Annotated in this window: 11 protein-coding genes, 1 pseudogene and 1 riboswitch; of the genes and pseudogenes, 4 read left to right on the top strand and 8 right to left on the bottom strand. The window is 53.1% G+C overall.

Annotated elements, in window-relative coordinates:
- Nucleotides 1-152 precede the first annotated feature (152 nt).
- Complete coding sequence (locus ACN06F_RS15795) at nucleotides 153-1,595, top strand: PLP-dependent aminotransferase family protein (protein WP_038478637.1); 1,443 nt, start codon at nucleotides 153-155, stop codon at nucleotides 1,593-1,595.
- Here ACN06F_RS15795 and pcsA read toward each other — a convergent pair.
- Both pcsA and ACN06F_RS15785 read right to left on the bottom strand, forming a co-directional pair.
- Nucleotides 1,592-2,272, bottom strand: coding sequence for a phosphatidylcholine synthase (pcsA, locus tag ACN06F_RS15790; RefSeq protein WP_342743730.1), 681 nt, complete (start codon nucleotides 2,270-2,272; stop codon nucleotides 1,592-1,594). The two genes, ACN06F_RS15795 and pcsA, sit on opposite strands and share 4 nt — an antisense overlap.
- A 202-nt stretch (nucleotides 2,273-2,474) precedes the next feature.
- Nucleotides 2,475-3,080 (bottom strand): DNA-3-methyladenine glycosylase I, encoded by a 606-nt coding sequence (locus ACN06F_RS15785; RefSeq protein ID WP_433924265.1) that lies wholly within the window; start codon nucleotides 3,078-3,080, stop codon nucleotides 2,475-2,477.
- 140 nt (nucleotides 3,081-3,220) lie between these two features.
- Between ACN06F_RS15785 and ACN06F_RS15780 the strand changes: the two genes are divergently transcribed.
- A complete protein-coding gene (locus ACN06F_RS15780) occupies nucleotides 3,221-3,670 on the top strand; it encodes an N-acetyltransferase family protein (protein ID WP_433924264.1) in 450 nt (149 codons plus the stop codon).
- Nucleotides 3,671-3,754: 84 nt separating this feature from the next.
- Here the strand turns inward: ACN06F_RS15780 and ACN06F_RS15775 are convergent, their stop codons facing one another.
- The 4 genes and pseudogenes from ACN06F_RS15775 to ACN06F_RS15760 form a co-directional block, all read right to left on the bottom strand.
- Complete coding sequence (locus ACN06F_RS15775; RefSeq protein ID WP_253486147.1) at nucleotides 3,755-4,252, bottom strand: 6,7-dimethyl-8-ribityllumazine synthase; 498 nt, start codon at nucleotides 4,250-4,252, stop codon at nucleotides 3,755-3,757.
- 105 nt (nucleotides 4,253-4,357) lie between these two features.
- A riboswitch (FMN riboswitch) is annotated at nucleotides 4,358-4,528 on the bottom strand.
- Between the two features lie 32 nt (nucleotides 4,529-4,560).
- Nucleotides 4,561-4,902: pseudogene (locus ACN06F_RS15770) on the bottom strand (amidohydrolase family protein); the annotation flags it as partial.
- Complete coding sequence (locus ACN06F_RS15765) at nucleotides 4,856-5,047, bottom strand: hypothetical protein (protein WP_176472092.1); 192 nt, start codon at nucleotides 5,045-5,047, stop codon at nucleotides 4,856-4,858. The gene ACN06F_RS15765 and the pseudogene ACN06F_RS15770, both read right to left, overlap by 47 nt.
- Nucleotides 5,048-5,130: 83 nt before the next feature.
- On the bottom strand, nucleotides 5,131-5,754 hold the full coding sequence (locus ACN06F_RS15760) for a TetR family transcriptional regulator (RefSeq protein ID WP_038478614.1): 624 nt from the start codon (nucleotides 5,752-5,754) through the stop codon (nucleotides 5,131-5,133).
- A 149-nt stretch (nucleotides 5,755-5,903) separates the two neighbouring features.
- Here ACN06F_RS15760 and ACN06F_RS15755 point away from each other — a divergent pair, with 149 nt between their 5' ends.
- Together ACN06F_RS15755 and ACN06F_RS15750 are read left to right on the top strand one after the other, a co-directional pair.
- Nucleotides 5,904-7,001, top strand: a complete 1,098-nt coding sequence (locus ACN06F_RS15755) for an efflux RND transporter periplasmic adaptor subunit (RefSeq protein ID WP_051626368.1) — start codon at nucleotides 5,904-5,906, stop codon at nucleotides 6,999-7,001.
- Between the two features lies 1 nt (nucleotide 7,002).
- The gene (locus ACN06F_RS15750; RefSeq protein ID WP_253486146.1) at nucleotides 7,003-10,059 is read left to right on the top strand and encodes an efflux RND transporter permease subunit; all 3,057 of its coding nucleotides are present in this window, start codon (nucleotides 7,003-7,005) and stop codon (nucleotides 10,057-10,059) included.
- Here the strand turns inward: ACN06F_RS15750 and ACN06F_RS15745 are convergent.
- Nucleotides 10,056-10,928 carry an ABC transporter substrate-binding protein gene (locus ACN06F_RS15745; protein ID WP_038478607.1) on the bottom strand — a complete coding sequence of 291 codons (873 nt, stop codon included), beginning with the start codon at nucleotides 10,926-10,928 and terminating at the stop codon, nucleotides 10,056-10,058. The two genes, ACN06F_RS15750 and ACN06F_RS15745, sit on opposite strands and share 4 nt — an antisense overlap.
- Before the next feature lie 228 nt (nucleotides 10,929-11,156).
- Nucleotides 11,157-12,062, bottom strand: a complete 906-nt coding sequence (locus ACN06F_RS15740; protein WP_038478604.1) for a LysR family transcriptional regulator — start codon at nucleotides 12,060-12,062, stop codon at nucleotides 11,157-11,159.
- Nucleotides 12,063-12,103 lie beyond the last annotated feature (41 nt).

Below are 12,103 nucleotides of genomic sequence, written 5' to 3'. Positions count from 1 at the left end.
AGATATAGGCTTTTCTATTTTCAAGATACAGATGGTATATGTTATACCTCTGTATGGTTGCTGGGCAGGGTATCTGTATTGTTTTTAAAACGTCTTCAAGAACGTTTTGAAGAGCGATTTTAAAAGCATTTCAAAGATAGAGGGCTGGAGTCATGACGCGCTACGAAGAAGTCGCTTGTATTTTGCGGGAGCGAATTGAGCACGGTATTTACCGCGTGGGCGATCGCCTGCCTTCTATTCGAGCGGTATGTCAGGAGCTTGATGTCAGTATCTCGACGGCTCAGGAAGCCTATCGGCAACTGATGGATGTGTCGCTGATCGAATCACGGCCGAAATCGGGCTACTTTGTACTTCCAAGCAGAGTGCCTGCGGTGCTGCCTTCTGTCTCTCGTCCTGCGCAGTGCCCGCTGGATGTCTCCCAATGGGATCAAGTATTAGAGCTGGTCGCTACCGAGCGTGACGATAGTCGGCTGCTGCTTGGGCGCGGTGTGCCGAACCTGGCTTATGAAACGCTTAAGCCGCTGTCGAAAACACTGGCGGGGCTGCACCGTAAGAACGATCTGAATGGCTTTAACTACGACAAACTGAGTGGTAGCCCCGAGCTGCGTCAGCAGGTAGCGCGGCTGGCCATTGCCTCCGGCTGTTTGCTGCATCCGGATGACATCATGATCACCACCGGCTGCCAGGAAGCATTGTCGATAGCGCTGCGCACCCTTACTCAGCCTGGCGACGTGGTGGCCGTGGACTCGCCTAGCTTTTACGGCACCATGCAGATCCTAAAAGCCAATGGTCTAAAAGCGTTGGAGATTCCTACTGATCCGCAAACGGGCATTAGTTTGGAAGCGTTGGAAATGGCGCTGGAGCAGTGGCCGATCCGTGCCATCCAGGTCACTCCGACGTATAACAATCCGCTGGGCTACACCATGAGCGAGGCGCGCAAACAGGCGCTGTTTCAACTCGCCCAACGCTTCGACGTGGCCATCATTGAAGACGATATCTACGGTGATCTCTCCTATACCCACCCAAGGCCGTTGACGGTGAAGTCTTTCGATGACGATGGGCGGGTGCTGTTATGCAGTGGCTTTTCGAAAACGGTGGGGCCAGGACTACGAGTGGGTTGGCTAGCGCCGGGGTGTTATCGAGATAAGGCGCTGCATATGAAGTATGTCTCTACCGGTGCCTCGGCCACATTGCCGCAGTTGGCGGTGGCGGAGTTTGTCGCCAAAGGCCACTACGAGCGTCACCTTCGCTATGTTACCCGCCAATATCAGCGCCAACGGGACATCATGATCAACTGGGTGCAGCGCTATTTTCCAGAAGGCGCGGGCATCAGTTATCCACAAGGCAGTTTTTTGCTATGGGTGGAGTTACCTGCCGACGTGGACTGCGTACGCCTTAATGAACGCTTAGCCAAGCGCGCCATCCATGTGGCTCCTGGCTCGCTATTTTCAGCCTCGGGCAAGTTTCGCCAGTGTTTGCGACTTAACTACGCATTTACGCTAACACCGGCCATTGAAGATGCCGTGCGCACCGTGGGAGAACTCGCCACCGAAATGGTGGAGGAGGCACAGCGGTATGAGGTATCGCTAAGTTAAAACGCTTCTTGAACGGTACGCCATACGCACATACCAATGAAGTAAACGGATGCAATGCCCCATCCCCATAGGGCCCAGGCGGCATGCGCGGGGCTGGAGAGCACCAGTGACGTTGCACAGGCGCACCATAATAGCGTGACGGCGATATTGAGTGGCATGAACTGACGAACACGAAACGGATGCAGGAACTTCATCTTGGTCACGGTAAGAATGGCGAGAAAAACGATAGATGCAAAGGTGATGAAGGGCGGTAAATCGAGAATATAAAAATAGGCCGCAGCAATGTTCCAGGCAGCAGGAAAGCCAACAAAGTAATTATCCTGGCTTTTCATATTAGTGTTGCAGAAACAGAACATCGATGACAGCAGAATGATAAACACTGACAGCAATTCGAAATTGGGCGGTAACTCGATAAAGAAGTAAATGAACAGAGCGGGAATAAATGCCCAGGTTAGATAATCGATGACCATATCAAGCGTCGAGCCATCGAAGTGGGGCAGGATGGTTTTTACTTCATACTTACGCGCCAGAGTGCCATCGAAACCATCGACCATCATCGCCGCGCCAAGCCATAGTAAGCAGGCGACTGGATTGTTGTCGATCAGCGAGAGCAGCGCCATTGTGCCGAGCAGTACGCCGCTGGCCGTGAATATATGCACGCTCCAAGCTTTCCATATCGAAGCGCGGGATTCTGTGTGCGAAGAGAGCGTTTGGACCACGTTAACCCCATTGGGAACGTGATGTCCCCTTGCTGTTCGGTGTATAGATGAGTGTGTAAAAATCATACCCTACTACAAGACGGCACCCAGCGAATACGTAGGCCGGCCATCTGGGCATGGCACGTTTGTGCAAAAAGTATAGTGTCTTGTGCCTCTGTTGCTATTTTGGTCGTTGAAATTGCTGCCTTGCCTGTTCGACGTGCTCGCGAGTGATGCACGTCAGCGAGTGATCATTGAGTAGCCCCATTGCCTGCATAAACGCAAATGCAGTGGTTGGACCAACGAATTTCCAGCCGCGCTTTTTCAAATCTTTAGCAAGTGCGATGGATTCAGGCGAGGTGGTCTGAGTTTGTGGTGCGGCAAGTGAATCGAGGGTTGGCTCGAAACGCCAGAAATATGCGGCCAGTGAGCCTTCCTGGTTGACCATTTCCAGCGCCCGCTGAGCATTATTAATCACCGCCTCGATTTTGCCACGATGGCGAATAATGCCGGCGTCTTGCAGCAAGCGCTGCACATCCTCTTCGCCAAAGCGGGCAACGTGATGGAAGTCGAAATGATGGAAAGCAGCGCGAAAGTTCTCGCGTTTGTTGAGAATGGTGCGCCAACTTAAGCCTGACTGAAAACTTTCCAGGCAGAGCTTTTCGAATAACCGCTGGTCGTCAACCACCGGAAACCCCCACTCGTTGTCATGGTAGGGCAGAAATTCGGGGGCACCGCCACACCACTGGCAGCGTGGAAGATTATCTGGGGCAATAAAGTCAGGCATAGCAGTATCTCATTTCGTAGTACTTCTACTGTATTCCATTGGCGATACGTTGTTTACTGAATGTTTGATAGATCCGTGATGGAAAGATCCGTGATGGGAAGTAGCCAGTCCACTACGTAATACGTTCAGGAGGTAGCACTATGACCAAGATTCGCGCAGCGACCATTCATGATCTTGATGCTTTAACCCAGCTATTAGACGGCTATCGGCAGTTCTATAGTCAGCCGAGTGATATCGGTGCGGCGCGGGACTTCTTGCGTCAGCGCTTTGGGCAGGCTGACTCGCGTATCTTAGTTAGTGAAAATAGCGACGCTAACCTCACTGGTTTCGTGCAGCTTTATCCTGGAGTTTCCACGGTGGGCTTGAATGCGCGTTGGACGCTAAATGATCTTTTTGTGTTGCCGGAGTGTCGTGATAAGGGGACGGGAAGGGCGTTAATGGAAGCCGCTACCCAACTGGCTCGCGAGCATGGTGTCGCGCGCTTAATCCTTATGACGCAGGTAGAGAATGAGCGCGCCCAGCACCTTTATGAGTCCTTGGACTGGCAGCGCAACACGGCGTTTTACGGCTATTTGCTGGATATCAAATAACGGCAATGATGACTAAGGAGCCGTCATTTCAAGCCCGGCGTTTAGCCGGGCTCAAACAGCTCAGGTTTTAACTGCACTATAGATTTACGCGTTGCTTAGCTTGCGCGCTCGATGCAGGTTCTCCATCGTATTCAGACACGCCTGGGCGGCTTCTTGCCCTTTGGTAACAAAGTGCTGGGTGTAGAAGTCGTGGTGAGTGCTGTGCTCATGGAAGTGGTGTGGTGTTAAGACGACCGAGATAATCGGTACTTGCGTATCTAACTGCACGCGCATTAAGCCATCAATGACCGCATGGGCGACAAAGTCGTGGCGATAAATGCCGCCGTCTACCACAAAGCCTGCCCCGACAATGGCGCCGTAGCGGCCACTCTCGGCGAGTACCTTTGCCTGGAGGGGGATTTCGTAAGCACCTGATACGGTGAAGATGTCCACTTGTTCGGCGCTAAGACCGCAGCGTTCTACTTCAGTGATAAATGCTTCATAGGCCTTCTCGACAATATCGTGATGCCAGTGGCCTTGAATAAACGCAATGCGCTGAGCCGTGGTGTGTGTTGAAAGCGTTAGCGGAAATGTCTGATTCATGGTCATTCTCTTGGATAAGTTGTACCAGAATCAGGGCACGCGGAACCGATCGTCAGGCAACCGCAAAAGGTGGCTGAAGCCACTTTTTAAGTTGCGTGTCTAAGGTACCGTTCTCTTTCATCCGGACTATCACCGTCGGCTTCGGCTTTTCACCGAATCTGCTGACCTCAAGAAATAAAAAACAACAGTCTTGAGCGCTCGCGGGCTTAGATGACAGAAGTTTATTCAGCCATCATCACCGCCGGTGGGGACTTTCACCCCGCCCTGAGAACTTTGCTGATTATCAGCCCGGCTATATTACGCTTTTTCTAAATACCAAGCCACGGGGGTGTCGTAATCTTTGCGGGGTCGCGCTGCATAATGATTTCACCGTGGCGAACGGAAAGTAGCACCTCGCCCTGAGTACGCAGCACGCTGTAGTCATCTTCACCCTCCAGCAGGTTGAAGCTGGCGGGTTTGCCGACCTCGATACCGTAACGCGCTTCAATATTGAGTGTGCGTGCGCTGTTGTCAGTGATAAGCGACAGCGCCTGGCTGAAATCCTGATAGCCCATCATTTGGCAGATATGCAAGCCAAAATCGAGCGTCCGCAACAGCTTACCGTTACCCAGCGAGTACCAGGGGTCGAAGATCGAATCCTCGGCAAAGCAGCTTGCCGCCTGCATCAATTTGCCCATCCCCTACCGTTTGTGGCGCGTCCTGGGGAGTGATTGCCGAGAAAATACCGTTCTCAATCTCAAGCCGGTAGAGCTCAGGGCGCTGGCGTAGCCGGGCGTTAATGATCTGCATGTGCATAGGTCAGCTCTCTCTCATCAAGTGAATGGAAATTTTCTAGTGATGGGAGCAACCTGCATGCCAAGCTTATCTTCTCAAAGCGTTTAGAGTGCGCTCTCCACTAGCAATCCCCGCATTAACGTTTCGATCATGCTCTCGTACTCGTCTGCTAATGAGAATTGCTGCGGATCTTGTAGCCAATCAAAGCAAATGCCGATTAAAAAGCTATGGTACTGGCGCCGGGCGCTGGCGGGCGTGAGGTCAGCGCGCAGATGGCCGGCTTGCCGGGCATTCTCAAATAGCTGCTCAACCTGCATTTCAGCATGCTCGGACAGCCGAGTGATCATGCTGATACGTGGATGATCATCTTCCAGCTTTTCGCAGCGATGCAGCACGATGGTGGCGGCGCGCTGTAACGGAAGGTTATGGCAGATAGCGCCAAGCGCACTCAGGGCAATCTCTTGCAGGCATTTGGTGGGGGTGTGGCCCAGTCGCAGCACAGCATCATCGACAATTTCATCGAGCGGCACGCGAACACGCTCTAGCAGGGCATCGAATACCGCCGCTTTATCCTCAAAATGCCAGTAAATCGCACCTCGGGTAACGCCAGCCGCTGCGGCAATATGAGCCAATGTGGTGCGCGACACGCCTTGAGCGAGAAACTGAGTTTCTGCAGCATCAAGGATGGCCTCGCGGGTGCGTTCAGCCTCAGCTTTGCGGCGTGACATAGCGGCTCCTAACAAAAAAGTGCACTTATATTGGCATTACTGAATGGCAAAGTCGCCAGTAGGTGATTAGTATACACGCTCACTGACATTCATGGATGTCAGTGAAATTTTTATGTCTGTGTATTGATAACACCACCGAGGAGTCCGCTGTGCGTAACACTGTGATTCGATTGCTTCCAGCGCTGCTGGCCCTGCTGCTGGCAACAGGTGACGCTTATGCCGAAAGCCAGAATGAGCCTCCTCTTCGGCCGGTGAAACTGGTGACATTAGAAGCGTCTGGTGCCGCGCTGCAGCGACAATTTCCTGCGCGCGTTGAAGCCACTACACGCAGCAATCTATCGTTTCGCATGGCGGGTGAGCTTTTAGAGATTAACGTGACTCCCGGTCAGCGGGTAACGGAAGGCACCCTCATCGCGCGTATTGATGATCGTAATATGCGCAGTGAATTGGATAGCGCCCGTTCACGGTTAGAACTGGCACGGGCCACTCACGAACGCATGCGCTATACCCTAGAGCGTGGAGCGATTAGCCAAGCACGGTTTGATGAATCAGAGGCGGAGTTGCGTGCCGCTCGGGCGACCTTTGAACAGGCCGAAGAGCAACTGGAAAATACCCAACTGCGCGCACCTTACGATGGTGTGATTGCCCAGGTGCCGGTAGATAATCGGCAGATTGTCCAGGTGCAGGAAACCGTGGCGGTGATTCAGCAGCCAGGGCAGCTTGATGTGATCTTTCATTTACCGCAGCAAATCGTTCAGCAGATACCGCGCAACGATGAGGTGACCCCGTTTGAAATGGCGATGGCCTTTGAAGTGCGGTTTGGCAATAGCGAAAAACCTTACCTTGCGCAGCTGGCGTCTTATACCACCCAGGCCAGCGCCCAAAGCTTGGCTTATGAGGTAACGCTTCGGCTACCGCAGCCCGACGATATCACGCTGCTTGATGGCATGAGCGCCACCGTGCGGCTTGATTTAGGCCAACTGTTACCAGCGTCTGAAAGTCTTGTTTGGCATTTGCCGCCTAACGCCATTAGCTATCAAGGTGAGAGCTCGGAGCAGGCGGTGGTGTGGCGTTTTCAGGCGCCGGATCGTTTAGAGGCGGTACCGGTCGAGGTGGGGCGTTTAACTTCTAAGGGGTTAGAGGTGAGTGGCGAACTAGCCGCGAATGATCGTGTAGTGGCAGCGGGAGCCCATCGTGTCAGCGCTGATATGCGTGTAACACCATGGGAAAAGGAACAGGGGCTATAAGATGGTTGATTACTTCTTACGCCACCGGGCCGCTAGTTATTTAATGACCGTGGTGCTGCTCTTCGGCGGGGCGCTCGCTTTCACTGGCATGGGGCAGCTTGAGTTTCCTGAATTTACCATTCGTAATGCGCTAGTCACCACCCAGTATCCTGGCGCTACGCCAGAAGAAGTGGAGCAGGAAGTCACCTCGACGCTAGAAGAAGCCATTCAAGAAATGCCCGCGATTAAACGCATCAGCTCGGTGAGTTCTAACGGGTTTTCTCAAATCACCATCGAGCTGCAAAGCACGGTGCAAAACGATGAGCTTCAGCAGCTGTGGGATTCGTTACGCCGTAAAGTTGGCGATGCGCAGGCCGCCTTGCCGCCAGGTGCTAGCCAGTCACGAGTTAACGATGACTTTGGCGATGTGTTCGGCTTGATGATTAACCTGACCGGTGATGGCTATGCCATGCCCGATTTGAAAAGCCAGGCCGAGTTTCTTAAGCGTGAACTCGCCTTGGTCGACGGCGTTGAAAAGGTGTCTCTGGCGGGAGTAAGAGAGGAGCGCATTTTCATTGAAGTTGACCGAGAGCGGCTACGTGCGCTGAACATTCCGCTAAGTTCACTCCAACAATTGCTTAATACGCAAAATGCCGTAGTGGACTCGGGTCACTTGAAACAGGGGGGGCAGCGTTTCCGAGTAACGCCTTCGGGTAGTTCCGCCGATATTGATGATTTACGCGCGTTAATCGTTAGTGAAGGTAACGGCGAGCTGGTAAGGCTGAGCGATATCGCAGAGGTTTCCCGTGGCTTGACCGAGCAACCGCAGCAGCTTTACCGCGACATGGGGCGACCGGCTATTTCCCTGGGCATCTCGTTTGAAAGCGGCGTCAACGTGGTCGAAGTAGGCGCCCGGCTTGAACAGCGGCTTGAAGAACTGGAAGCACGCACCCCGTTGGGTATGGAACTCAACGTGGTCTATGACCAGCCGAGCGTGGTGGATGAGGCGGTATCCGGTTTCTTAATCAGCCTGATCCAGGCGGTGGCCATTGTGATCGTAGTGCTCATGCTGTTTATGGGCTGGCGCAGCGGCCTACTAATGGGCTTTATTCTGCTGATTACCATTATTGGCACCTTTATGCTGATGCGCATTCACGGTCTGCAATTGGAAAAAATCTCGCTGGGGGCACTGATTATAGCCCTGGGGATGCTGGTCGATAACGCCATTGTGGTCACTGAAGGCATGCTGGTGGGCCTAAAGCGTGGCCAGAGTATTCGTGAGTCGGCGCATCAGGTGGTTAAACAAAATGCCTGGCCGCTGCTAGCAGCCACGCTGATCGCAGTTGCCGCGTTTGCTCCAATTGGGTTGTCGCCAGATACCACCGGTGAATTTATCGGCTCGCTGTTCTATGTGTTGCTGTATTCACTGCTGCTAAGTTGGCTGACAGCGCTGACGCTCACGCCTTTCTATTTCAAACTGCTGTTTCGCAATGTGGCGCCTAGCAGCACAGATGAAGATCCTTACAAAGGGATGGTGTACCGTTTGTTTAGCCGCGTGATTGTGGCGGGTATCCGGCTGCGTTGGCTAACACTTGGTCTGGTGATGGTCATACTGGCAGGTGCGGTTGTCGGTTTTGGTTCCGTCAAAAATGCCTTTTTCCCTGCCTCAAATACGCCCATCTTCTTTGTTGATTACCGCACGCCGGAAGGCACCGATATTCTGGAAACCGAGCGGCGGGTTGCAGAGCTGGAAGAGGTGGTTATGGAAATGGAGGGTGTCCGCCATCTCACCACCGTGGTAGGCGGCGGTGCCCAGCGCTTTACTCTGACCTATGCGCCGGAAGACCGCTATGCCAGCTATTCTCAGCTAATTGTCGAAACCGATGACAAAGCTATACAGCAAGCGCGCATGGCGGATATCGAAGCCGTACTTGAACGCGATCACAGCGATATCGACTATAAAATTGCCCCGCTGGAAGTTGGCCCTGCCCCGAAAGCCAAGATCGAAGCCAGGCTTTACGGCAGCGACCCCGCTGTATTACGCCAGCTAGGTGATCAAGTCGCAGCACTGTTTAGTGATACGTCTAATATGGTCAGTGTCCGCACCAACTGGCGTAACCGTGTTCAGGCCGTGGTGCCAATTTTTGCCGAAGACACAGCGCGACGGCTGGGCGTTACGCGCGAGAATCTGGCAGCCACACTGGCGCTGAGTACGAGTGGTAGTCAGGTGGGCATCTACCGTGACGGCAGCGACTTGATTCCGATTGTCGCCAGAGCGATACCCGAGCAGCGCAACGATATCGATAATGTCGGGTCGCTTAACGTATGGAGCGCCGAGCAGGGGCGCTACATCACTGCGGATCAAGTGATGCGCGATGTGACGACCCAGGTAGCAGATCCACTAATTATGCGCCGTGACCGAGAGCGTATGCTGGCGGTGTATGGCGAACCCGACCCGCTAAGCGGAGTGACGGCGGCTAGCGTATTGGCTCAAGTCCGACCTCAAGTAGAGGCGCTAGAATTGCCACCCGGTTATCGGCTTGAGTGGGGCGGTGAATTTGAGACCGCCGGTGAAGCCCAGAGCGGCCTATTTGCATCGTTGCCACTTGGGTTGGTGATGATGTTTATTATCACGGTGGTGTTGTTTAATAACTTCCGTCAGCCGCTGGCGATCTGGTTTTTGGTGCCGTTGACCATTGTCGGCGTAGTGGCCGCGTTACTGCTAACCGGGTTGCCTTTCTCGTTTATGGCGCTGCTGGGCACGCTGAGTTTGATTGGGATGGTGATTAAAAATGCCATTGTTCTGGTGGAAGAAATCAATGTTCAACTGCCACTACACAAAGATCGCTATCACGCCGTGGTGCGCGCCGCCATTAGCCGCGTGCGACCAGTTTCAATGGCTGCGCTAACCACCATGCTGGGGCTGATACCGCTGATTAGTGATGCATTCTTCGCCAGCATGGCGGTCGCGCTGATTGGTGGTCTCGGTGTTGCCACGCTACTCACCCTTATCGTGCTACCGGTGATCTATTGCGTGCTTTACCAGATCAAGATTCATGAGGATTCATCGAGCACTTAATTCAGCGCAGCAGCGACCTCTTCAACTTGTAGCGCTAAGCTTTGTAGGCCGCCACCGGAGAGGTACCAAAGTGCCGGGGTTAGCATCACTAGCTGGGGGGTAGTACCTGCCTCGGCTAGTGCTTGGCGCAGTTGGTCGGCATCCGCAGGTTCATCGCCAATGGCGGCGCTGCGATCAATGACCAGCACGACGTCTGGTTTGATGTCGGCAATGGCATCAGCAGAAAGCGGTGTAAATGTGCGTTCACCACGGGTTTCTGAGGTCACACTCTCCGGCATGTTGAGCGCTTCCACGCCTAACACATCGTGAACGACGGGATGTTGGTTAAGCATCAGGTTGCCGCCGTTGTGAGTGACGACCAGTGTCCTGGGGGCATTGCTGAGTGCTTCGCGTAGCGCTTCGATCTCTGTGTGGAGCGTTGCAAGTGCCTCATCAGCTTCACTTTCCGCCCCAAATTGGCTGGCTAGCTCACGCACGTTGTCGTCAAAAGCGGCGAGGTAGTTATCGCCTTGCAAACTGGTGTTAAGTAGCGGGGCAATATCGCCAAGCGCTTCTTCCCAATCGCCCTGGCGGCCAGTGTAAAGAATCAGGCTAGGCTCGCTAGCGCTGATGGCCTCCATATCCGGTGAGCGCAGGCCACCAATATCGCTATAGCGGTCGCTAGCGTATTGCTCTAGGTAGGTGGGCAGGCTCTGCTTGGGGACGCCAACCACCTGCTCGCTTAAGCCCAGCGCATCTAACGTATCTAGACTGCCTAAGTCGAAGGTGGCGAGGCGCTGTTCGGCATGAGCGTTTACGCTGATGGCTGAAAACAGTACGGCTGTGGCGAATGTAGGAACGAATTTAGTGGCAAAAGAGGTAGGCTTCATCGGAGTTCCTTTTATGAGAAAGTGTTCTATATGCGATAGTTTCTCATAGTCTCAAGAGAAGAGGCGCTATGTCGCCTTCTTATAGCGGAACAAGCTGTTGCGCAAAGCGTGACCGCCCTCACAGAGGAGGGCGGTGCTATAAACTCGTTATATATAAACGTCGTTAATAATCAAAGCTCGGCTAAGCGCCGAGCTTTGATTATTTTGTGCTTGGCATAAACAGGTGAGCTATTTTGTGCCTTTCACAAATCCTAGAAATGCATCGACCACCCGGTTGGGTCGGCGGTCATGGCGAGTGATTAGAACAAACGGAATCTGATAACGCTGGGCACCCGGCTGAAGGGCGCGCATCTTATTGGCATTAACCCATTGGGCGGCAACATGTTCTGGAAGAAAACCGATAAAGCGTCCAGTGAGAATCAAAAACGCAGCGCCCTCCCGATCAGAGGCAGACGCTTGTAAATTTAACGCATCATGTGCTTTACGTGCATCGCTAGGGAGTGGGTAGCGAGGCGTTATCGCTGGATAAGCGGCGATCTGTTCAGCTGTGAATGCTTCATCAGTTTCATCAAACAAGGGGTGGCCAACTGCGCAGTAAAGAAACGAAGGCTCCTCATACAACAAGTGTGTTTCTAAGCTGGTGGGTAAATTAACGGCGGGCACTACGCCGACATGCAAATGGCCATCCATCACGCTCCGAATAACGGCGTCCGAAGGTTCCATGTGGATATTAACGGTGACTTCATGGTTTGGCGCTGTTAGCTCGGCGAGCGCATCAGTAACATGCATGGCGGGCAAGGTAACCAAGTTATCGGTGATGCCGATATTTAGTTCGCCCTTAATGGTATGATGCAATGCATTGACATCGCTTTTAAAGGCTTCGAGCGCGGTCAGTAGAGTCAAACCTGCTTGGTAAATTTCTTTGCCTTCTTCGGTTAAACTAAAGCCGCCTCGGCCACGTTGGCATAGTGAAAAGCCTAGCCTGCCTTCTAAATCATTCATGTGCTGGCTAATGGCTGAGCGACTGATGCCTAAAGCGGTTTCCGCAGCGGTGAAACCACCGCATTCCACTACCGTTTTAAAAATACGTACCAAGCGTACTTCGTAGTCACTCATTTGGCCTAACGATGCCATGGCAGCCTCTTATTAAGTAAAATAACGACTTTTATGAGCTT

It is taken from the genome of Vreelandella sp. 21 (assembly GCF_050995515.1).
Taxonomy (GTDB): Bacteria; Pseudomonadota; Gammaproteobacteria; order Pseudomonadales; family Halomonadaceae; genus Vreelandella; species Vreelandella alkaliphila.
The sequence above is the reverse complement of the archived record's forward strand: the minus strand, read 5'-3'. Positions and strand labels throughout refer to the sequence as shown.

Coding starts and splice junctions, on each gene's coding strand:
- ACN06F_RS15795 (WP_038478637.1), top strand. CDS start 153: ATGACGCGCTACGAAGAAGTCGCTTGTATTTTGCGGGAGCGAATTGAG.
- ACN06F_RS15785 (WP_433924265.1), bottom strand. CDS start 3,080: ATGCCTGACTTTATTGCCCCAGATAATCTTCCACGCTGCCAGTGGTGT.
- ACN06F_RS15780 (WP_433924264.1), top strand. CDS start 3,221: ATGACCAAGATTCGCGCAGCGACCATTCATGATCTTGATGCTTTAACC.
- ACN06F_RS15775 (WP_253486147.1), bottom strand. CDS start 4,252: ATGAATCAGACATTTCCGCTAACGCTTTCAACACACACCACGGCTCAG.
- ACN06F_RS15765 (WP_176472092.1), bottom strand. CDS start 5,047: ATGCACATGCAGATCATTAACGCCCGGCTACGCCAGCGCCCTGAGCTC.
- ACN06F_RS15760 (WP_038478614.1), bottom strand. CDS start 5,754: ATGTCACGCCGCAAAGCTGAGGCTGAACGCACCCGCGAGGCCATCCTT.
- ACN06F_RS15750 (WP_253486146.1), top strand. CDS start 7,003: ATGGTTGATTACTTCTTACGCCACCGGGCCGCTAGTTATTTAATGACC.
- ACN06F_RS15745 (WP_038478607.1), bottom strand. CDS start 10,928: ATGAAGCCTACCTCTTTTGCCACTAAATTCGTTCCTACATTCGCCACA.
- ACN06F_RS15740 (WP_038478604.1), bottom strand. CDS start 12,062: ATGGCATCGTTAGGCCAAATGAGTGACTACGAAGTACGCTTGGTACGT.